20 protein-coding genes are annotated in these 20,259 nt (G+C 69.6%); 15 read left to right on the top strand and 5 right to left on the bottom strand.

Going from position 1 to position 20,259, the window contains the following annotated elements:
• Nucleotides 1–6 precede the first annotated feature (6 nt).
• The 10 genes from secY (at nt 7) to rplQ (ending at nt 6,828) form a co-directional block, all read left to right on the top strand.
• Nucleotides 7–1,329 (top strand): preprotein translocase subunit SecY, encoded by a 1,323-nt coding sequence (gene secY, locus LXM50_RS15380; RefSeq protein ID WP_233312356.1) that lies wholly within the window; start codon nt 7–9, stop codon nt 1,327–1,329.
• On the top strand, nt 1,326–1,940 hold the full coding sequence (locus tag LXM50_RS15375; protein ID WP_233312355.1) for an adenylate kinase: 615 nt from the start codon (nt 1,326–1,328) through the stop codon (nt 1,938–1,940). The genes secY and LXM50_RS15375 overlap by 4 nt, the downstream gene beginning before the upstream one ends.
• Nucleotide 1,941: 1 nt before the next feature.
• Nucleotides 1,942–2,793, top strand: a complete 852-nt coding sequence (map, locus tag LXM50_RS15370) for a type I methionyl aminopeptidase (protein ID WP_233312354.1) — start codon at nt 1,942–1,944, stop codon at nt 2,791–2,793.
• Nucleotides 2,794–2,923: 130 nt separating this feature from the next.
• On the top strand, nt 2,924–3,595 hold the full coding sequence (locus LXM50_RS15365) for a thioredoxin domain-containing protein (protein WP_233312353.1): 672 nt from the start codon (nt 2,924–2,926) through the stop codon (nt 3,593–3,595).
• A 146-nt stretch (nt 3,596–3,741) separates the two neighbouring features.
• On the top strand, nt 3,742–3,963 hold the full coding sequence (infA, locus tag LXM50_RS15360) for a translation initiation factor IF-1 (protein ID WP_017201569.1): 222 nt from the start codon (nt 3,742–3,744) through the stop codon (nt 3,961–3,963).
• A 66-nt stretch (nt 3,964–4,029) separates the two neighbouring features.
• Nucleotides 4,030–4,146: a 50S ribosomal protein L36 gene (gene rpmJ, locus LXM50_RS15355; protein WP_005050492.1), complete on the top strand. Its 117-nt coding sequence runs from the start codon at nt 4,030–4,032 to the stop codon at nt 4,144–4,146.
• Nucleotides 4,147–4,293: 147 nt separating this feature from the next.
• On the top strand, nt 4,294–4,668 hold the full coding sequence (gene rpsM / locus LXM50_RS15350) for a 30S ribosomal protein S13 (protein WP_045249906.1): 375 nt from the start codon (nt 4,294–4,296) through the stop codon (nt 4,666–4,668).
• Nucleotides 4,669–4,695: 27 nt separating this feature from the next.
• Complete coding sequence (gene rpsK, locus LXM50_RS15345; protein WP_017829189.1) at nt 4,696–5,094, top strand: 30S ribosomal protein S11; 399 nt, start codon at nt 4,696–4,698, stop codon at nt 5,092–5,094.
• A 126-nt stretch (nt 5,095–5,220) separates the two neighbouring features.
• Nucleotides 5,221–6,210: a DNA-directed RNA polymerase subunit alpha gene (locus LXM50_RS15340; RefSeq protein WP_233312352.1), complete on the top strand. Its 990-nt coding sequence runs from the start codon at nt 5,221–5,223 to the stop codon at nt 6,208–6,210.
• Between the two features lie 66 nt (nt 6,211–6,276).
• Complete coding sequence (rplQ, locus tag LXM50_RS15335) at nt 6,277–6,828, top strand: 50S ribosomal protein L17 (protein ID WP_233312351.1); 552 nt, start codon at nt 6,277–6,279, stop codon at nt 6,826–6,828.
• Nucleotides 6,829–7,223: 395 nt separating this feature from the next.
• Here rplQ and LXM50_RS15330 read toward each other — a convergent pair whose 3' ends face one another.
• Nucleotides 7,224–8,801 carry a hypothetical protein gene (locus LXM50_RS15330; RefSeq protein ID WP_233312350.1) on the bottom strand — a complete coding sequence of 526 codons (1,578 nt, stop codon included), beginning with the start codon at nt 8,799–8,801 and terminating at the stop codon, nt 7,224–7,226.
• The gene (locus LXM50_RS15325) at nt 8,798–9,613 is read right to left on the bottom strand and encodes a glycosyltransferase family 2 protein (RefSeq protein WP_233312349.1); all 816 of its coding nucleotides are present in this window, start codon (nt 9,611–9,613) and stop codon (nt 8,798–8,800) included. Before LXM50_RS15325 ends, LXM50_RS15330 begins: the two co-directional genes overlap by 4 nt.
• A gap of 161 nt (nt 9,614–9,774) precedes the next feature.
• On the opposite strand from LXM50_RS15325, the gene LXM50_RS15320 reads away from it, so the two are divergent.
• Nucleotides 9,775–10,257: a GtrA family protein gene (locus LXM50_RS15320; RefSeq protein ID WP_233312348.1), complete on the top strand. Its 483-nt coding sequence runs from the start codon at nt 9,775–9,777 to the stop codon at nt 10,255–10,257.
• 18 nt (nt 10,258–10,275) lie between these two features.
• On the opposite strand, the gene LXM50_RS15315 is transcribed toward LXM50_RS15320, so the two are convergent.
• Nucleotides 10,276–11,850 carry an AMP-binding protein gene (locus LXM50_RS15315; RefSeq protein WP_233312347.1) on the bottom strand — a complete coding sequence of 525 codons (1,575 nt, stop codon included), beginning with the start codon at nt 11,848–11,850 and terminating at the stop codon, nt 10,276–10,278.
• Between the two features lie 262 nt (nt 11,851–12,112).
• Here LXM50_RS15315 and truA point away from each other — a divergent pair, with 262 nt between their 5' ends.
• The 4 genes from truA to LXM50_RS15295 all read left to right on the top strand — a co-directional run bounded on the left by truA (nt 12,113) and on the right by LXM50_RS15295 (nt 17,154).
• A complete protein-coding gene (truA, locus tag LXM50_RS15310; protein ID WP_233312346.1) occupies nt 12,113–13,024 on the top strand; it encodes a tRNA pseudouridine(38-40) synthase TruA in 912 nt (303 codons plus the stop codon).
• Between the two features lie 330 nt (nt 13,025–13,354).
• On the top strand, nt 13,355–14,023 hold the full coding sequence (locus LXM50_RS15305; protein ID WP_233312345.1) for an endonuclease/exonuclease/phosphatase family protein: 669 nt from the start codon (nt 13,355–13,357) through the stop codon (nt 14,021–14,023).
• A 308-nt stretch (nt 14,024–14,331) separates the two neighbouring features.
• Nucleotides 14,332–15,642, top strand: coding sequence for a UDP-glucose/GDP-mannose dehydrogenase family protein (locus tag LXM50_RS15300; protein ID WP_233312344.1), 1,311 nt, complete (start codon nt 14,332–14,334; stop codon nt 15,640–15,642).
• 318 nt (nt 15,643–15,960) lie between these two features.
• On the top strand, nt 15,961–17,154 hold the full coding sequence (locus LXM50_RS15295; protein WP_233312343.1) for a hypothetical protein: 1,194 nt from the start codon (nt 15,961–15,963) through the stop codon (nt 17,152–17,154).
• 80 nt (nt 17,155–17,234) lie between these two features.
• Here LXM50_RS15295 and LXM50_RS18775 read toward each other — a convergent pair whose 3' ends face one another.
• Together LXM50_RS18775 and galE are read right to left on the bottom strand one after the other, a co-directional pair.
• Nucleotides 17,235–19,151, bottom strand: a complete 1,917-nt coding sequence (locus LXM50_RS18775) for a DUF4012 domain-containing protein (protein ID WP_233312342.1) — start codon at nt 19,149–19,151, stop codon at nt 17,235–17,237.
• An 82-nt stretch (nt 19,152–19,233) separates the two neighbouring features.
• Nucleotides 19,234–20,256 carry a UDP-glucose 4-epimerase GalE gene (gene galE / locus LXM50_RS15285; RefSeq protein WP_233312341.1) on the bottom strand — a complete coding sequence of 341 codons (1,023 nt, stop codon included), beginning with the start codon at nt 20,254–20,256 and terminating at the stop codon, nt 19,234–19,236.
• Nucleotides 20,257–20,259 lie beyond the last annotated feature (3 nt).

Raw genomic sequence — 20,259 nt, 5'->3', positions numbered from 1 at the left:
AAGCTTTTGTTCAGCGCCATCGCGCGGATCTTCCGCACGCCGGATCTTCGACGCAAGATCGGCTTCACGATCGCGATCATCGCGATCTACCGCCTCGGATCCACCGTGCCCGCTCCGTTCGTGAGCTTCCCGAACGTCTCCGAGTGCCTCGCGCAGAACAGCGGCACCGAGGGGCTGCTCGGGCTCGTCAACCTGTTCTCCGGCGGCGCTCTGCTGAAGCTGTCGATCTTCGCGCTCGGCGTGATGCCCTACATCACGGCCTCGATCATCACCCAGCTGCTGCGCGTGGTCATCCCTCACTTCGAGGCGCTGCACAAGGAGGGCCAGGCCGGCCAGGCCAAGCTCACTCAGTACACGCGCTACGTCACCATCGCGCTGGCGCTGCTGCAGTCCACGACTCTCGTCACCGTCGCGCGCACCGGCCAGCTGTTCGGTCAGACCGGCGTCGCGGCGTGCAACCAGCTGCTCACCAACGACGTGTGGTGGGCGCAGCTGCTGCTCATCATCACGCTGACGGCCGGCACCGGCCTGATCATGTGGTTCGCCGAGCTCGTCACCGAGAAGGGCATCGGCAACGGCATGTCGCTGCTGATCTTCACCTCGATCGCCGCGACCTTCCCCGGCGCCATGTGGGCCATCATGCAGACGAAGGGCTTCGAGGTCTTCCTGCTCGTCCTGCTCGTCGGCATCGTCGTGATGACCCTGGTCGTCTTCATCGAGCAGTCGCAGCGCCGCATCCCGGTGCAGTACGCCAAGCGCATGGTCGGACGCCGCACCTACGGCGGCACCAACACCTACATCCCGATCAAGGTGAACATGGCGGGCGTGATCCCGGTCATCTTCGCCTCGTCGCTGCTGTACATCCCGATGCTGGTCGCGCAGTTCAACATCCCGCAGGACGGCAAGACGCCGCCGGCGTGGGCGACCTGGATCATGACGTACTTCGTCAAGGGCGACCACCCGATCTACATGATCACGTACTTCCTGCTGATCATCGGCTTCACGTACTTCTACGTCGCGATCACGTTCAACCCGACCGAGGTCGCCGACAACATGAAGAAGTACGGCGGCTTCATCCCGGGCATCCGGGCGGGCCGTCCCACCGCCGAGTACCTCGACTACGTGCTCACCCGCATCACGCTGCCCGGATCCCTCTACCTCGGCATCATCGCGTTGATCCCGCTGATCGCGCTGGCCACGGTCGGCGCGAACCAGAACTTCCCGTTCGGCGGCGCATCGATCCTGATCATCGTCGGCGTCGGCCTGGAGACGGTCAAGCAGATCGACGCGCAGCTGCAGCAGCGACACTACGAAGGGCTCCTACGATGACGGCATCCGCAACCTCCACCGCACGCCTGCTGATCGTGGGCCCGCAGGGCTCCGGCAAGGGCACGCAGGGAGTGCGGATCGCCGAGGCCTACGGCATCCCGGTCGTCTCGACGGGCGACATCTTCCGCGCCAACATCAAGGAGGGCACGGAGCTGGGCAAGCAGGTCACCGCGATCCTCGATGCGGGCGACCTCGTCTCCGACGAGCTCACCGGCGCGCTCGTGCGCGACCGTCTGTCCCAGCCCGACGCGGAGGCCGGCTTCCTCCTGGACGGCTACCCCCGCAACGCGGCGCAGGTCGAGGATCTGGACGCGTTCCTGGGGGAGCAGGGCACCTCGCTCGACGCGGTGATCCTGCTCGACGTGCCGCGCGAGGAGAGCATCGCCCGGATCACCGTGCGCGCGGTCGAGCAGGGTCGCGGGGATGACACCCCCGATGCCATCGCGAAGCGCCTGGACATCTACGAGGAGCAGACTGCTCCGATCCTCGACGTGTACGGCGCGCGCGGCATCGTGGACACGATCGACGGCGTCGGCAGCCTGGACGAGATCACCGAGCGCGTCTTCGCAGCGCTGAGCGCGCGCGGCCTCGTGCGCACGGCTGCGGTCTGACGTGGCGTTCCGCCGCTCCATCTACAAGAGTCGCGCTCAGCTCGAGGCGATGGTCGAGCCCGGTCTGATCACCGGTGCGGCTCTCTCCGCGGTGCGCGGCGCCGTGCGCTCCGGCATCACGACGGGGGAGCTCGACGCGATCGCCGAGCGTGTGATCCTGGATCGCGGCGCCGAGTCGAACTTCAAGCTCGTGCGCGGCTACCGGCACACCACCTGCATCTCGGTCAATGACCAGGTCGTGCACGGCATCCCCGGATCCCGCGTCCTGCAGCCCGGCGACATCGTCTCGATCGACTGCGGTGCCCAGTTCCGCGGCTGGAACGGCGACAGCGCGATCACCGTCGTGGTCCCGGACCCGTCCGGGGCGGCGGCGGTCGGCACGCGTCAGACGCTCTCCGATGTCACCGAGGGATCGATGTGGGCCGGCATCGCCGCGATGGCGTCCGCGAGGCACCTGGGGGACATCTCCGCGGCCATCGAGGACCACATCCTCGCCGCAGGCCCTTCCGCGGTCTCCGGGAAGCCCTACGGGATCCTGCGCGAGTACGTCGGACACGGCATCGGCCGCAAGATGCACGAGGCGCCGAGCCTGTTCAACTACCGCACGGCCGACCGCGGCGCCGAGGTGCGCCCCGGCCTCGTGCTCGCGATCGAGCCCATGGTCACGGCCGGCTCGGATCAGACCTACGTCGAGGACGACGACTGGACCGTCACCACGACCGACGGATCCGACGGCTCGCACTGGGAACACAGCGTCGCCCTGCACGATGACGGCATCTGGGTGCTGACCGCCGCCGACGGCGGTGCAGCGGGGCTCGCGGCCTTCGGGATCACCCCCGCGCCGATCGCCTAGCGAGGCTCGTCGGCCCGACCTGGCCCGACGCGGCGAATGCTCCCACGGACCTCAAAGGCTTCGCACGGCACAATGGGAAGACACAGCTGAGCGGATCCGCCGGGCGGGTCTGGACTAAGGAGACACACACATGGCCGCTGCCAAGGGCAGGACCAACGGGTTCGCCATCGGAATCACCGCCGCAGTCGTCGCCGTGCTCATCGCACTGGTCGGCGTCGTCGTCTGGCTGAACAACAAGGCCACGGACCCCGGTGCCGCTCCGAAGAGCGCGATCATCAACTCCGACACCGGCGCCGTCACCACCGGCAATGGCAAGGAGAAGGTCGCCGTCTTCGTCGACTTCCAGTGCCCCGTCTGCAAGAGCTTCGAGACCCAGTTCGGTTCCGACCTGCAGAACCTGGCCAAGGAGAACAAGATCACGCTCGAGTACCACCCGATCGCGATCCTCGACCGCTTCTCGCAGGGCACGAACTACTCGTCGCGCGCTGCGGCGGCCGCTTACAGCGTCGCTCAGGAGAACCCCGACAAGTTCCTGGACTACCTCAACATCCTGTTCGAGAACCAGCCCACCGAGAACACGCCCGGTCTCACCGACCAGCAGCTGATCGACTACGCGAAGCAGGTCGGCGCCGACAAGGCCGAGGCGACCATCAAGGCCGGTACCTTCTTCAAGTTCCCCACTGCGCAGGCCACGGCGCACAAGATCCAGGGAACGCCGACGATCGAGATCAACGGAGAGCGCCTCGATCTGACCAAGCAGAGCGATCTCGCCAAGATCCAGGCGATCGCCGCGCAGAAGTAACAGCTCCGCATTTTGCGGATCCGCGGATCCGGACTACCATAGATCTTTGGTGCTTTGCGCCTTGGTCCGGCGTGTCCGGATCCGCACAGTTCCACCACCACCCACCCACCGCAGATCGACCGGTCTGCAGAAGCGTCAGCGAGGCTATGGCTAAGAAAGACGGTGTCATCGAGATCGAGGGCGTGATCTCCGAGGCTCTTCCCAACGCGATGTTCCGCGTTGAGCTGAGCAACGGACACAAGGTCCTTGCAACGATCTCCGGCAAGATGCGGCAGAACTACATCCGCATCATCCCCGAGGACCGTGTCGTCGTGGAGCTCTCTCCGTACGACCTCACGCGCGGTCGCATCGTCTACCGCTACCGCTAGACCGGTCGAGAAGTAACACCCCAGGCGTTCGCGCCTGCCCGGTGAAGACAGCGATAAGGAAACAACATGAAGGTCAACCCCAGCGTCAAGCCGATCTGCGACCACTGCAAGGTGATCCGCCGTCACGGCCGCGTCATGGTGATCTGCAAGAGCAACCCGCGCCACAAGCAGCGCCAGGGCTGAGCATCCGGGCTCCGGCCCGGATCTCTCGCGATCTCACAACTCAATATCTGAAACAGGCAGGATCAGAACCCGCAAGGGGGACACCTCGGGCGGAGGCCCGGGCACCGATCCTGCTCCACACCTCCACAACACTCCAGGAGTCACCGCATGGCACGTCTTGCCGGCGTCGACATCCCGCGCGACAAGCGCGTGGTGATCGCCCTCACGTACATCTACGGCATCGGCCGTACCCGCTCGGTCGAGATCCTCAAGGCCACCGAGATCGACGAGTCGATCCGCGTCAAGGACCTCTCCGACGACCAGCTCGTCGCCCTCCGCGACTACATCGAAGGCACCTACAAGGTGGAGGGTGACCTCCGCCGTGAGGTCGCCGCCGACATCCGCCGCAAGGTCGAGATCGGCTCCTACGAGGGCCTTCGTCACCGCCGTGGCCTGCCGGTCCGCGGTCAGCGCACCAAGACCAACGCCCGTACCCGCAAGGGCCCGAAGCGCACCGTCGCCGGCAAGAAGAAGGCCCGCTAAGCGGCCAGGGAATAGGAGAACACTTTCATGGCTGCACCTAAGGCCGCCGCGCGCAAGCCGCGCCGCAAGGAGAAGAAGAACATCGCGCTGGGCCAGGCCCACATCAAGTCGACGTTCAACAACACCATCGTCTCGATCACCGACCCGTCCGGCGCCGTCATCGCCTGGGCCTCGTCCGGTGGCGTGGGCTTCAAGGGCTCGCGCAAGTCCACCCCGTACGCCGCCGGCATGGCCGCGGAGTCGGCCGCCCGTCAGGCTGCCGAGCACGGTGTGAAGAAGGTCGACGTCCTCGTCAAGGGTCCGGGTTCCGGCCGCGAGACCGCGATCCGCTCGCTGCAGGCCGCAGGCCTCGAGGTGGGTTCGATCCAGGATGTGACGCCCCAGGCGCACAACGGCTGCCGCCCGCCGAAGCGCCGTCGCGTCTGACGCGTTCTGAGGATCCTCGGATCTCGATGCTGTCGAGACCGGGGATCCTCACCCGCGTTTCCTCCACAACTCAAGACCTCACCCACACGTGTCATATAGCGGGCACGTGATCGAAAGGAACACACAGTGCTCATCGCACAGCGTCCCACTCTCACCGAGGAAAAGATCTCCGAGAACCGCAGCCGGTTCGTCATCGAACCGCTCGAGCCCGGCTTCGGTTACACGATCGGCAACGCGCTGCGTCGCAGCCTGCTCTCCTCGATCCCCGGCGCGGCCGTGACCAGCGTCCGCATCGACGGCGTCCTCCACGAGTTCAGCACCATCCCCGGTGTCAAGGAGGATGTCACCGAGATCATCCTCAACATCAAGCAGCTCGTCGTCTCCTCGGAGCGTGATGAGCCCATCACCGCCTACCTCCGCAAGACGGGCGCCGGCGAGGTCACCGCGGCGGACATCTCCGCTCCGGCCGGTGTCGAGGTGCACAACCCCGAACTGGTCATCGCGACCCTCAACGAGACCGCCAAGTTCGAGCTCGAGCTCACCATCGAGCGCGGCCGCGGCTACGTCTCCGCGGCGCAGAACCGCAGCGAGTACGCCGAGGCGGGCCAGATCCCGATCGACTCGATCTACTCGCCCGTGCTCAAGGTCAGCTACCGCGTCGACGCCACCCGCGCCGGCGAGCGCACCGACTTCGACAAGCTCGTGCTGGACGTCGAGACCAAGAACTCGATCATCCCGCGCGACTCCGTCGCCTCGGCCGGCCGCACGCTGACCGAGCTGTTCGGTCTCGCCCGCGAGCTGAACGTCGAGGCCGAGGGCATCGAGATCGGCCCCGCGCCGGTCGAGGCCGTGCTCTCGAACGAGCTGTCGATGCCGATCGAGGATCTCGATCTGTCGGTCCGCTCGTACAACTGCCTCAAGCGCGAAGGCATCAACACGGTGTCCGAGCTCGTCGCCCTCTCGGAGACGCAGCTCATGAACATCCGCAATTTCGGACAGAAGTCGGTGGACGAGGTGCGCGACAAGCTCGTCTCGCTCGGCCTGTCGCTGAAGGATTCGGTGCCCGGTTTCGACGGCGCCCACTTCTACGGCGGCTCCGAAGACGAGTCCTTCTGACCTACCCGTTCTGTCAGCCGGCAGAAGCCTGCTGACCCGAACCTTTCCGATCCAGGAGTATGAACAATGCCTAAGCCCACCAAGGGTCCCCGCCTCGGAGGCGGCCCGGCCCACGAGCGTCTGCTGCTCGCGAACCTCGCTGCACAGCTGTTCGTCCACAAGTCGATCAAGACCACCGAGACCAAGGCCAAGCGCCTGCGTCCGCTGGCCGAGCGCCTTGTCACCTTCGCCAAGCGCGGCGACCTGCACGCGCGCCGTCGCGTGCTGACGGTGCTGCGCAGCAACAAGGAGGCGACGCACATCCTGTTCGCCGAGATCGCGCCGCTCGTCGCCGAGCGTGAGGGCGGTTACACCCGCATCACCAAGGTCGGCAACCGCAAGGGCGACAACGCGCCCATGGCCGTGATCGAGCTCGTGCTCGAGCCCGTCACCCCCAAGGTGAAGAAGGCCGCTGCGAAGCCCGCCAAGGCGGAGAAGGCCGCTCCCGCCGCCGAGGCTCCGGCCGAGGTCGTCGAGACCGAGGTCGTGGAGGAGGCCGTCGAGGCTCCCGCCGCCGAGGCCACCGAGGCCGCTGCTGAGGCTCCGGCCGAGGCCGCCGCGGAGGAGAAGGCCGAGTAAGGTCCCTCGCTCGTACGAAGCCCGTCGCCCCTGTGGGGCGGCGGGCTTCGTCGTCCCCGCCGGGGTGGCGTTGTTGCTTCGCCCGGTGCCCGGTGCCCGGTGCCCGGGGCCCGGTGCCCGCTGGCTGATGTTCGCTGGTCTTAAGGTGCCCGCCGTCCGGGGCCCGGTGCCTACCGTACGTTGTTCGCTGGTCGCCAAGCGCCCCTTCACGGCCGCGCAAGGGGCGTTTGGCGACCAGCGAGCAGGGCTGCAGTGCGGCTAGCGCGGTAGTGCGACAGCGTGGCAGGGCGGCTAGGGCGGTACTCCGGCAGGGCGGCAGGGCGGCTATGACGGTAGGCCGGGAGGGCGAGACCACGGACGCGCTGGACGCCAGGGAGGCGCGGATCCAGGTCGCGTCAGGGAGCGGGGCAGATGCCGGCGCTTGCTGACGCGACGAGGGGAGCTCCGCCGGCGCAGGGCTCGGGCGTGAGGATCGGGGTGTGCCGCATCGCGGGGGCGTCGAACAGGCCGACGTGCGCTCCGGTCAGCACCACCGACGACACCGGCCATCCCCACGGCTTCGCAGCCAGCCATTGCACGTCGTTCTCGCGCACCCACGCAGCGAGGGGGGCGACCGCGGCGCGCTGCTGGTCCAGCGTCTGAGCCGTCGACGGCTGCACGGCACGCAGAGTGTCACCGGAGGCGCCGGCGGCCACCACCACGGCCAGAACAGAGGCTGCGACGACGGCCGTGACGCGCGCGAGGCCCGGCGCTGCCGCTGTGCCGTGCCGCCGCCACAGCGCGGCCGTGGCGCGCACCGCGATCGCGGCGAGGATCGGGGCGAACGCGAACACGCCGACCGCGGGGTGGCGCACCCACAGCGGCAGCTGGGCGGCCTGCGCCCACCAGCCCACGAAGGCGAGCACGCCCACGGCCGAGCCGAATCCGAGCGCGAGCAGCTGCGGGTCCCGCTCCCACCAGCGCGGGCGATGCGGATCCGGTACCGCGGAGCCCCCAGGCGCAGCGGCTGCGGCTGCGGCGCGATGCGGATCCGACACGGCACCGTTGTCGGCCGGCCCCCGGGCGGGCACCGCAGCCCACGCGATCACGACGGCGGCGAGCACGGCGGCGACGGCGACGAGCCACCACGGCAGGAACCAGGATCCGGCCAGCGTCCCGAGCTTCTGCGGCACCGTGGTCGGCGTGATGTGCTGACCGCCGCTGAGCAGGAACCCGCCCAGCGCGCGCACGTGCCGGGCGTATCCGGTGAGACCCATCGACGCGAGCGCGATCGCCTCCAGCAGCACCGTAGGTGCGGCGACCAGCACGAGCGGCACCACGCTGCGGCGCAGAGTCGCGCGCAGGCGCGGCCAGAACGGCGCGGCGGGCGTGAGCAGGAACAGTGCCACGGCGAACGCGGGCAGCGCGAGCAGCGCGATCAGCTTCGCCTGCACGGCGAGCCCCAGCAGCAGCCCCGCGAGCCACGCACGGCGCGGCAGCAGGATCAGCGCCCACACGATGAGCGCGGCCGCGGCGATCTCGCCGAGCAGATCCGCGGGCCCCTGGATCGGGGAGACGCTGTCGGCCGTGTTGAACGCGAGCGGCAGCGCTACGGCGACCAGCGAGCCGAAGCGTCCGGCGAGGCGGCGGCCGAGCACGCCGAGCCCCACGAGCAGCAGCACCCAGTAGGCGAGCGGCACGAGCCGTGCGCCGATCACCGGGTCCACGCCGAACGCGAGCACGCCGGCGACGGGCAGCAGCACGACGGGTCCGGTGGAGATCCGCGGATCGAACGGTGTCAGGGTCGAGCCCGACAGCGTGCCGTCGCTCGTGTAGCCGAGGCCTGCCAGCAGGTTCCGTGGCACGGTGAGGTTGAATGCCTCGTCCTCCCAGAATCGCAGCGCGGTGAGGCTGTGCCACATCACGATCGCGTTCGCGACCAGGAGCAGCCCGAGCAGGAGCCAGAACGCGATTCCGGAGAGGCGACGAGTCATGCGGATCCGGATCCCTCCGGTGCCGCAGCGGCCGCGGAGAGCCCCTCGAACTCGAGCGCCCGCAGCGGTGCACCCGGGCGCAGCGACCACATCCACGCCTCGCGCAGCGCGCGGAGCGCGAACAGCACGAGCTTCTTGGGCGGCAGGGACGGGCGTGCCACCTTGCCCCACATGGTGCCCGTGCTCGACGCGCCGCGGCGCGGGATGCTGCGCACGCGCAGGTAGCGCACGGCGAATCCGGCGCGCACCTCGGCGAGCGAGAAGTGCACGTGCGGCACGAGGGCATCGGAGGGCACGGCGTTCACGAGGATCTGCAGGGCCTCCGGGCGGTACACCCGCAGCGGGGTGTTCACGTCGGGCACGCCCCGCCCGACGACCGCGGCGGTGAGCAGGCGCACGCCGGCGGTGAGCAGGCGGCGGTACCAGGCGTCGGTGCGGGAATGGCGCACGCCGTGCACGACGTCCGCGCCGGTGCGGTGCAGGGCGCGGACGGCGGACGCGATCTCGGATCCGAGGAACTGTCCGTCGCCGTCGACGTGCACGAGGGCATCGGGGGCCAGCGCGAGCCCGGCGCGGTACGCGGCGAGAGCGGTCGGACCGTGGCCGCGGTTGGCCGGCTGGGTCTGCACGTCCACGTCCTCGATGCCGGACAGGGCGGCGGCGGTGCCGTCCGTGGAACGGTCGTCGGCGATGACGAAGGTCACGCGCTCCGCGAGCGGGGCGACGGCGGTGCGGATCTCGTCGATGAAGCCGCCGATGCCCTCGGCCTCGTTGTAGGCCGGCATCACGACGGCCAGATGGGCGTACTGCACTCGAACCTCGAGCCTTCTCCTGGAGGGCCCGTGCGGGCCGGGGCGGGACCCGTCGGCGCCACGGCAGCACCGGCGGAGTCTTCGCGGGGGACGAGCGGGGATCCGCCCGGTTCACGCTGGCGTCCTGGGCCGCACCGTCCCCCGGGTATTCTAGTAGGGCTATGGATCGCCGCTCCCGGTTGCGCCGTCTGGCGGGAGTCGGCACCCGCTTCCTGATCGTCGGCGGCATCAGCACGCTCATCGAGGTCGGGGCGTTCAACCTCTTCGTCTTCGTCTTCGGGTGGGATCTCGTCGTCGGCAAGATCGCCGCGAGCCTGGTCGCCCTGGTCAACGCCTACATCGGCAACCGCGAGTGGGCGTTCCGCGGGCGCGACCGGCGCGGGCGCGTCGCCGAGATCGTGCTCTTCCTCGCGGTCAACCTGGTCTGCACCCTGCTCGGGGCGGGCATCGTGTGGCTCGGCGCCGAGGTGGTCGAAGGCGCGACGGGCCATGCCCCGGGCCCGGCCGTCGTGAACCTGATCAACCTCGGCAGCATCGCGGTGATCGTGGTCGTGCGCTTCGTGCTGTACCACTACATCGTGTTCCGGCACACGCCCAAGGGTGCGCCGGCCGAGGTGGTCGAACCGACCGAGCCGGCTTCCTGACCCCTCGCCCTCGGCGGCTCAGGCCCGCGCGCGGAGGTCCTTGCGGAGGATCTTGCCCGAGGCGGACTTCGGGATCGCGTCGATGAACTCCACCATGCGCACCTTCTCGTGCGGGGCCACGTGCGCAGCGACGTGCGCCTTCACGCCGTCCTCGTCGAGCTCGGCGCCCTGCTGCAGCACCACGAAGGCCTTCGGCACCTCCTGGCCGTCCTCGTCCGCCGCGCCGATCACTGCGGCGTCGGCGATCGCGGGGTGCTCGAGCAGCACGGCCTCGAGCACGGCGGGCGCGACCTGGTAGCCCTTGTACTTGATGAGCTCCTTCAGACGGTCCACGATCCGGAACACCCCGCCGGCGGTCACGGTGGCGACGTCGCCGGTGTGCAGCCAGCCGTCGGCGTCCAGCATGTCGGCGGTGGCGTCGGCGCGGTTGAGGTAGCCCTTCATGACCTGCGGCCCGCGGATGAGCAGCTCACCGGGCTCGCTCGCGCCCTCGGCTGGAACGGCCACATCGGATCCGTCTTCCGACAGCAGGCGCGCCTCGGTGTTCGGGATCAGCAGCCCGACCGAGGAGAGGTCGATGTCGTCGCGCTCCACCGGGACCGTGTGCGTGACGGGGCTGGTCTCGGTCATGCCGTAGCCCTGCCGCACGGTGCAGTCCAGCCGCTCCGCGACCGCGTGTGCGAGAGCGCCGTCCAGCGGCGCGGCGCCCGAGAAGACGACCTTGACCGCGCTCATGTCGTACTGAGCAACGAGCGGATGCTTGGCGAGCGCGACGGCGATCGGCGGCGCGATGAAGAGCCAGCTCGTGCGCTGCTCCGCGATGATGCGCAGGAACTCGACCAGGTCGAACTTCGGCATCGTGACGAGCGTGGCCCGCAGGCGCACGGCGAGGTTGAGCAGCACGGTCATGCCGTAGATGTGGAAGAACGGCAGCACGGCGAGGATCCGGTCCTCGTCGTTCAGCTCGATCGAGACGGTGCTCTGCGCGACGTTGGCGACGAGGTTGCGGTGCGTGAGCATCACGCCCTTGGGACGCCCGGTCGTTCCCGACGAGTAGGGCAGCACCGCGACATGGGTGGCCGGATCGAACGTGATCGCCGGGGCGTGGTGGCCCTCGGAGAGCAGGTCGCGCAGCGAGGGATGCCCCTCTGCGCCGTCGAGCACGATGACCTGATCGGCGGGCAGTCCGAGCTGCTCTGCCGCGGCCTGCGCCTGAGGCAGCAGCGGACTGACCGTGATGAGCCAGAACGCGGACGCGTCGCGCAGCTGGTTCGCGATCTCGTCGGCGGTGTAGAGCGCGTTGATCGTGGTCGCCGTAGCGCCGGCGCGCAGGATCCCGTGGAACACGGTCGCGAACGCCGGAACGTTCGGGCAGAGCAGCCCCACGGCGTCGCCCACGCCGATGCCGCGCGCGGCCAGTGCTCCGGCGAAGAGATCGATCTGGCCGATGAGCTGGCGGTAGGTGGTCTCCGCTCCCGACATACCGTCGACCAGCGCGACACGGTCGAGGTCGTGCTCGGAGATGTCGCCGAACAGGTACTCGTGGATCGGGACCGCGGGGATCTCGACGTCGGGGAACATGCTGCTGACCATGGGATCTCCTTCGATCTCGGCCTGACTCGTTGTCGCGCTGCGCCGCCGGCTCGGGCGCCGGTACCGCTTCCTGAAATTCAGTGTCGCACAGAATGAGACTGAGTCCCAGGGTGATTCCGGATCCGCCCTCGTGGGACGCGATCTGTGAGACACCATACTCCCGGCCGGGATCCGGGGGAGCGGGGACGCGTTCTGCCCGGGACGCCGTCTGCCCGATGAGAGGGGAACGGGGGAGGGCGAGCGGGATCGGTACCCTTGAACCGTGCGCATCCGTCTCGACATCGCCTACGACGGCACCCACTTCCGGGGCTGGGCGAAGCAGCCGGGGCTGCGGACCGTGCAGGGCACGATCGAGCAGGCGCTCGCTCGCATCGTCGGGCCGTCGGCCGAGCAGGATCCCGGAGCACCGTCGGACGCCGGGCCGCGGCTCGTCGTCGCCGGACGCACCGACGCCGGCGTGCACGCCACGGGGCAGGTCGCGCACGTCGACCTCGACGAGCAGCAGTGGTCCCGCGTGGTCACGCGCAACGGTCGTGCCGCGGCCGATCCGGCCTCCGGCGCCTCTGGCGCCGCCGATCCGGCGTCCTCCCTGGCGTCGCGGATCCGGGGGGTGCTCGGGCAGTACCCCGACGTCACGGTGTCGCGCACCGCGCTCGCACCGGAGGGCTTCGACGCGCGCTTCTCCGCGGTGTGGCGGCGCTACCGCTATCGACTCGCCGATGCCCGGGCCGGCTACGATCCGCTGCTGCGCCACGACACCACGACGATCAAGGGATCCCTCGATGAAGGCGCCATGGACGCCGCCGCGCAGACCCTCATCGGCCTGCACGACTTCGCCGCCTATTGCAAGCCGCGCGAGGAGGCCACCACGATCCGCACGCTGCTCGACTACCGCTGGGTGCGCGATGCGACCGGGGTGCTCGTGGCCGAGGTGAAGGCCGACGCGTTCTGCCATAGCATGGTGCGCGCGCTCGTGGGCGCGTGCGCGGCCGTGGGGGAGGGGCGCCTCGAGGTCGCCGACCTCGCCCGTCTGCGCGACGAGCTCACCCGAACGAGCGCGTTCAAGGTGCTCGCCGCGCGCGGCCTCACGTTGACCGAGGTCGGCTACCCCGCGGACGAGCTGCTCGCCGCACGCGCCGAGCAGACCCGCAACCGCCGCGGCCAGGACGACTGAGCCGGATCCTGGATCCGTTCTGTGCCCGGCGCGTCCGGATGGCTGGAGTTCGCCGGGCGCATCCATATGGCTGAGGTTTGCCCGGATGGCTGGAGAGCTCCCCGGAGATTTCCAGCCATCCGGACTTTCTCCAGCCGTCTGAGACGCGCCCAGCCCGCGGATCCCCCCGCCGGAGCGTCCCGGGGCGCCGGAACCACCCCAGCGCGCGTTCTCCTCCCGACCGTGCGGGCAACATGCGCATCGCGCGCGGCGGATCCGGATCCGTAATACCCCGTGAACACCGCGCAACCGCCCAGGCTGCCGAGAGCGCGCGCGGGTACGGTGGGGACCGTGCGGATCATCTCCTACAACCTGCGCAAGCACCGGGCGGCGCATGAGCTCGACGACCTCGTCGACGCCCATGACCCCGACGTGCTGTGCCTGCAGGAGGGGGACACCGCCTCGCTGCCGGAGCGCGCCGGAGGGCTGGTTCTCGCCCACACGACGCAGCGCAACCGACTGGGACTCGCGATCTACTACCGCTCCAGCGCGTTCCGCCTCGTCGACATGGCGGCGGTCTCGGTGAAGAAGTCGCTGCACGACCACGTGCTCCGCCCCGCGCATGAGCGGCTGCTGGGCGTGCGGCTGCGCGACATCGACGCCGGCCGCGACTTCCTCGTGGCGTCGCTGCACGCGGCTCCGCTCACGGCGCGCAATGCACTGCGGCGGGACCAGATCCGCGCTGCGCTGTCGGAGCTCTCCGAACTCGGCTGGGGTCTGCCTCAGCTCATCGTCGGCGACTTCAACTACCCCGTGTTCAAGGAGCGGCTCAGCGAGCACATGCGCGACGTCGGGTACGAGCTGGTCATGAGCGACCAGCACACGTACACGCGCTATCGGGTGTTCCGCGGGTTCTACGACTTCGCCGCGGCGTCGGGGTTCGTCGTGGAGTCGGTGCGCACGCTGCCGCAGGGGGAGTCGGACCATCTGCCGATCCTGGTGACGGCGACGCCGAAGTAGGTTTCTCGACGGTCCGTTGGCCCTTGCCTGTCGTTCGTCGCCTTCGGGGTCATTCGGACGCTGTTCGCTGGTCGCTTGTGGCCCCGGGGTGCTGTTCGCTGGTCGCGTATGGCCCTTTGGGGCGTCGTGAAGGGGCGATTGGCGACCAGCGAACGGGCACCGGGCCGCGCGTGGGAGCGACCGCACGCCAGCGCCTCCCGGTGCACGTGCTCCCCGAGGGTGCGCCTGCCCCAATCGTTCACCCAGAGGTCGCCGTCGCGACGCCTGCTCGTCGTGCGCAGGAGAGGCGGATCCGGTGATGTGGCCTCATGCGGATGTCTGTGATCGGCTGCGGGTATCTCGGCGCCGTGCATGCGGCGGCCATGGCATCGATCGGGCATGACGTGATCGGGATCGACACGGATCCGGTCAAGATCGCCGCGCTCGCCGCGGGGCGCGCGCCGTTCTTCGAGCCGGGGCTGGACGAGCTGCTGGCGAGCGGCGTGGAGAGCGGGCGGCTGATGTTCTCTGCGGATATCGCCGATGCCCGCAGTGCGCGGGTGCACTTCCTCGCCGTGGGCACCCCGCAGCAGCCGGACTCGTCGGCTGCCGACCTGCGCTACGTGCATGCGGCGCTCGACGCGCTGCTCCCGCACCTGCAGCCCGGCGACGTGGTGGCGGGCAAGTCCACCGTGCCCGTGGGCACCGCCGCGGCGCTGGCCGGGCGCGTGGCCGAGACCGGCGCGACCCTGGTCTGGAACCCGGAGTTCCTGCGCGAGGGGTGGGCGGTGCACGACACACTGCGCCCGGACCGGCTCGTGGTCGGCGCCGCCGCCGACGCCGCCGGTGCGCGTGGCACGGACGTGCTGCGCGAGGCGTATGCGGATGCGATCGCGAGCGGCAGCCCGTTCCTCGCCACCGACCTCGCCACAGCCGAGCTCGTGAAAGGCGCGGCCAATGCCTTCCTCGCCACGAAGATCTCGTTCATCAACGCGATGGCGGAGATCGCCGAGGCGTCCGGCGCGGACGTGACCCTGCTCGCCGACGCGATCGGCCATGACGAGCGGATCGGCCGGCGCTTCCTGGGCGCGGGGATCGGGTTCGGCGGCGGCTGCCTGCCGAAGGACATCCGCGCCTTCGCGGCACGCGCGGAGGAGCTCGGACGCGGGGCGTCGGTGGGCTTCCTCCGCGAGGTCGATGCGATCAATCTGCGTCGCCGGGAGCACGCCGTGCGCCTCGTGGTCGACGCGTTCGGCGGCAGCGTGGTGGGGCGGCGGATCACGATGCTGGGCGCCGCGTTCAAACCGCACAGCGACGACGTGCGCGACTCGCCCGCACTCGACGTCGCCACCCGGTTGCGCGGGCTGGGGGCGAAGGTCACGGTGACGGATCCGGAGGCGATCCCGAATGCGAAGCGCCTGCATCCGCAGCTGAAGTACAAGCGCGATCGCGACGAGGCGATCCGCAGGGCCGAGGCGCTCGTGCTGGTCACCGAGTGGGATCTCTATCGTCGCGAGCTGACCCCCGCGCACGCGGCGTCGCTGACCCCGGGACGCATCGTCGTCGACGGACGCAACTGCCTGGATCCTGCGGCGTGGCGCGCTGAAGGATGGACGTACCTGGGCATGGGGCGCCCGTAGCAGTCCGACCGCGGGGGAGCTTCGGCTGCGCCGCACGCTCGCCTGTCGTGACTCGCCCTGGTGCCGGGGTTCGCTGGTCTCGAGTCGCCCTCGTGCCGGGTTCGCCTGTCGCAACTCGCCCCCGTGCCAGGTTCGCTGGTCGCGAGGCCCCCCTTCGAGCGCGCTGATAGGGCGTATCGCGACCAGCGAATGCCGGCGAAGAGTGCGGGGACGGCGGGGTGCCCGATCCGGCGGGTGCCGCACCCGTCGCCTCACGAAGCCGGCGTCGCTTTGTCGATAGAGTCGAGTACCGCGTCGACGTGGGAAAGGCAGAGACAGATGCCCGACGATGACCTGCCCCGGGACGGGGCCGGCACCGCAGCGGCTGCGAACGGCGAACGCCCGCAGCCCGGCGACGGGAGTGCCTTCGACCTGTCGGCGCTGTTCCCGCACGAGCACGGGCCCGAGCAGGCTGCCGGTGAGAGCCATCACGACGACGTGGGAGCGCTGTTCGCGGACCTGGCCCCTTCGCAGCAGATTCCGGCAGTCCGGCAGGACGAGGTCGACGACCTGCATCTGACGCCCGCGACGGCCCTCATCGACACGACCGAGGGGCACCTGTTCGACGAGGCCGAGATCGAGGCGCATCCTTACACGCACTCGTTCCCGTCGCCCGTGCCCGCCCGCCCCGAGCCGCAGCACGCGCAGACCTACGGCTTCGCGCGTCCGCAGGCGATCGCGATGGCCGTGGGGCTCGTGATCACCGCGGCCGGCGCCGGCTGGGCCCTAGCGACGCCGGCGGCGTCCGCGCCAGTGACCGTGCAGGCGTCTCCGACCGCGACCGTCGACCCAGAGCGCGTGGCGAACGTCAACGAGTCGGTCGACACGCTGGCCGCCGCCGTGGTGGCTGCGAAGACCAGTGCCGATTCGTTCGCAGCGCCGCTGGCGGCGATGGCCGGATCCAGTGACGAGTCCGCGCGGCTCGCCGCCGATGCCGCGCGTCAGGCCTACGTCGCCGCGATCGCCGCGGTGAAGGTGCCGAAACCCGCGGGCAAGAGCGCGACCAACGCCTCGCTGGACCAGCTCGAGCGCGACATCGCAGCGGGGCATGCGTCTCTCACCGCCGCGAGCGCCGGGTTCCGCGGGGCGATCACCACCTTCCGGCAGTCGATCCCGGCGTTCGCGGCGACGGCCGTGGCCGAGAACGCCGACGCCGCGGAGCCGTTCCGCATCGCGGCGACCGACACGGCGGCCGCAGCAGCTGCCTCGGATCCGTTCGGTCCGACGCCGTTCGCCGCGATGGAGGCCTGGCGCAGCGCGCTCGCCGCGCTCATCGCGGACCAGGCGCGTGCCGTCGCGGAGGGCGAGTCGAGTGGATCCGGCCGCACCGGAGGCACGGGCACCAGCGGCGGGACCACGACGGAGCCGACCGTGCCACCGACGGAGCCGTCATCGCCGCCGCCGTCGGACCCGTCGCAGCCGCCGGTGAGCACTCCGCCCGCGGATCCCACGATCGTGCTGCCTTCGCCGTGAGCCTCAGTCGATCCCGGAGCTGACCAGCCCCGCGGGGGATCGAGCCGTGGCCGCGTATCTGGGCCGCACACCGTGCCGCACTACTTCTTCGCCGGCGTGCACCCCGGGGTGTCGATCGTGACGGGCGTCGCCTTCACCATCGGCGTGTGGCGCACCTCGAGCGGCCCGAACGCGCCGGCGGGAGCGCTGAACGAGGCGGCTACCGTCGCCGTCTGGCCGGGCGCCATGAGCACGTTCACCTTCGCCACGGTGCGGCCCAGGTGCGGAAGCCCCGACACGGGGATGACCTGACCGTCGACCGTGACGCCCACGAGAGTGGATCCGACCGGTCCGTAAAGGTACACGTCCGTGGAGGCGTGGCCTTTGGGGAAGAAGAGCCCCGGATCGACGTACGGCGGCAGACCGGGGACTGCGGCCGGGTCGAGCGTGTTCTGCAGCGTGACCGTGCTGGTGAACGTCGGCGCATCGGGCTTCTGGCATTGCGTGCTCGACGCGGCGATGCCCATCTGCATGTAGTAGTCGAGCTTGCTTGCCGTGAGGTCGTCGATGTAGACGCCGAGGTCGGTGGTCTTCGCGTTGTCAACGGGCATGTTGCCGCCCACCGGGGTGCCGGCCAGCAGCTTGGCTTGCGACTCGTCGCCGGGGGAGTACATCAGGCGCCCCTCCTTCGAGGCCTGCACCAGGGCGGTCAGCAGTGCCTTGGGATCGGCGTGCGTGGTGAGGAGCGCGTCGAAGACGGTCTTGGCGGCGGACGCGAAGAACGCGTCCTGCGTGGCGGGATCCGGGTACTTCGCGTACACCTCGTTCAGCAGCAGCGGCACCGCGTTGTCCGCCGTGAGCGTCTCGCCGAACGGAGCAGGCATGGTCACGGGGCCGATGGCGCGCAGCACGTAGCTGAGCGCGACCGGGTCCATCGACGCGACGGCATCGACGGGGGTGCCGTATGTCTCCGCCCACCAGGCGCGAACGATCTGCGCGGTCTCGCTGAAATCGGGGGAGAGCGTGGCGTCCTGGATGTAGCGGCCGATCTTGTCGCCGTAGAGTGCCTGGGTCTCGGGGTTCAGTGCGATGACCGGATCCGGGCGGCCGTTCCTGAAGTCGGTGGAATTGGCCTGCTGCGTCATCGAGATCTTGCCGTTCTCGGCCGTCAGCAGGGTGATGGCGGCGGGGTTGCCGCCGGTGCCGCGCGACTCCGCGTTGTTCTGGAAGATGAGCAGGTAGTGCTGAGGGCCGTCGGCGCCGAGGGCCTTCGGCAGGATGGTGAGCGCATTGTGGATCGGGGTCACGGCGGGTTCGATCTTCGCCATCGCCGCGTCGAGCTGGGCGACGCCGGAGGCCACCTGGGGCACGAGGGCGGAGCGGTCGAGTCTGTCGAGACTCGTCCTGATGCGGGTGACGCTCGTGTTCGCCGTCTCGATCGTGGCGGCGAGCTTGGAGAGGTTGGCGACGTCGATGGCGCCGTCCTTGGGCATCAGGGCCTTGAGGTCGACCGCGGTGAGCGGCGTGATCGCGTTGGTGACGAGGTCGTTGACGGATCCGGCGACCACGCGTGCGGCGACGAGGTTCGGCCCGGCCACCGGCACCCACTCCGCGCTCTTCCACAGCCGGCCCGTGGTCTCCTTCTCGGCGGCGGCCGTCAGTTGCGAGATCTGCGCGATCGTGGCCTTCGCGCCGGCGGTGTCGCCGTCGAGCATCTGCTGCTGCACGGTGTCGACGAGCGGGATGGCCTTCTCGAGGTCGGCCTTCGCCGCCATCGCGTGTCCGTAGAGCTGCTTCGCGGCGAGGGTGCCGGCGATGGCGAGCCCGATGAGCACCAGCAGGATCGCGATCGGCACCCAGAACCGGGCGCTCTTCAGCAGGGGGCGACGGTATCGCTTCTTGGACTTCTCGTGCTCGAGGTCCGCGTCGACGGGAAGGCGTGCGAGCGAACCGTCCGATTCGGGTGAAGAGTTCTCGGGAGCCGGGCGCGCCCCACGTTCTTCGTGTCGGGAAGGCACGGTGCGATTCTAGGGATCCGGCACGCCGCAGGCCATGGTCGCGCGGCGTCGATTCGGCCACAGTTGCGTGCGGCGGTCCCGCTCAGTCGACGGAGTCGAAGCCACGCGGATTCTGCGACTGCCAGCGCCAGCCGTCACGAGCCATATCCGCGATGTCGCGGGTGGCTCTCCAGCCCAGTTCGGCCTCTGCGCGCGAGGTGTCGGCCCAACTGCGCGGCAGGTCGCCCGCGCGACGGGGTGCGATGACCGCCGGGATCCGAATGCCCGAGGCCGATTCGACGGCGGCGATCAGCTGCTTCACCGACGTCCCCTGCCCGGTGCCCAGATTCCATGCCCGTGCACCTTCGATCGCCACGATCTTCTCGAGCGCTGCGACGTGTCCTTCCGCGAGATCCGCGATGTGGATGTAGTCGCGTTCGCCGGTGCCGTCGGCGGTCGGGTAGTCGTCGCCGTAGATGCTGACGTGCGGGCGGCGACCGATGGCCACCTGCAGCACGTACGGCACGAGGTTGTTCGGCACGCCCTTCGGATCCTCTCCGATCAGACCGCTCTCATGAGCTCCGATCGGGTTGAAGTAGCGCAGCAGCGCGATGTGCCATCCCGGCTCGGCATCGGCGACATCCGAGAGGATCCGCTCGAGCATCACCTTGGTCATGCCGTACGGATTGTTCGCGTCGAGCGGCCCGCCGTCCTCGCCATAGGGCGGCTCCTGGCCTTCGCCGTAGACCGTCGCCGAAGAGGAGAAGACGAGGGTGCGCACGCCGTGCTTCTTCATCGCGTTCAGCAGCGAGAATGTGCTGCTGAGATTGTGCTCGTAATAGCGGAGCGGATCGATCGAGCTCTCGCCGACCGACTTCAGCCCGGCGAAATGGATGACGGCGTCGGGCGCCGTGGTCGCGAATGCGGCGTCGAATGCTTCCTCGTCGCGCAGATCGACCTCCGCCAGTGCTGGTCGGATGCCGGTGATCTGCTCGATCCGGTTGATCACCTCGGGTGACGAGTTGTCGAAGTCGTCGGCGATCGTGACGTCGTGCCCGCGCTCGAGGAGAGCGACGACCGTGTGCGAACCGATGAATCCGGCGCCGCCGGTGACGAGGACGTGCATGGT

Origin of the sequence: Microbacterium sp. Au-Mic1 (genome assembly GCF_021341785.1) — a bacterium.
Classification (GTDB): Bacteria; Actinomycetota; Actinomycetes; order Actinomycetales; family Microbacteriaceae; genus Microbacterium.
This window is presented reverse-complemented; position numbering and strand designations above follow the sequence as displayed.

Coding starts and splice junctions, on each gene's coding strand:
- LXM50_RS15375 (WP_233312355.1), top strand. CDS start 1,326: ATGACGGCATCCGCAACCTCCACCGCACGCCTGCTGATCGTGGGCCCG.
- LXM50_RS15365 (WP_233312353.1), top strand. CDS start 2,924: ATGGCCGCTGCCAAGGGCAGGACCAACGGGTTCGCCATCGGAATCACC.
- infA (WP_017201569.1), top strand. CDS start 3,742: ATGGCTAAGAAAGACGGTGTCATCGAGATCGAGGGCGTGATCTCCGAG.
- rpmJ (WP_005050492.1), top strand. CDS start 4,030: ATGAAGGTCAACCCCAGCGTCAAGCCGATCTGCGACCACTGCAAGGTG.
- rpsM (WP_045249906.1), top strand. CDS start 4,294: ATGGCACGTCTTGCCGGCGTCGACATCCCGCGCGACAAGCGCGTGGTG.
- rpsK (WP_017829189.1), top strand. CDS start 4,696: ATGGCTGCACCTAAGGCCGCCGCGCGCAAGCCGCGCCGCAAGGAGAAG.
- rplQ (WP_233312351.1), top strand. CDS start 6,277: ATGCCTAAGCCCACCAAGGGTCCCCGCCTCGGAGGCGGCCCGGCCCAC.
- LXM50_RS15330 (WP_233312350.1), bottom strand. CDS start 8,801: ATGACTCGTCGCCTCTCCGGAATCGCGTTCTGGCTCCTGCTCGGGCTG.
- LXM50_RS15320 (WP_233312348.1), top strand. CDS start 9,775: ATGGATCGCCGCTCCCGGTTGCGCCGTCTGGCGGGAGTCGGCACCCGC.
- LXM50_RS15315 (WP_233312347.1), bottom strand. CDS start 11,850: ATGGTCAGCAGCATGTTCCCCGACGTCGAGATCCCCGCGGTCCCGATC.
- LXM50_RS15300 (WP_233312344.1), top strand. CDS start 14,332: ATGCGGATGTCTGTGATCGGCTGCGGGTATCTCGGCGCCGTGCATGCG.
- LXM50_RS15295 (WP_233312343.1), top strand. CDS start 15,961: ATGCCCGACGATGACCTGCCCCGGGACGGGGCCGGCACCGCAGCGGCT.
- galE (WP_233312341.1), bottom strand. CDS start 20,256: ATGCACGTCCTCGTCACCGGCGGCGCCGGATTCATCGGTTCGCACACG.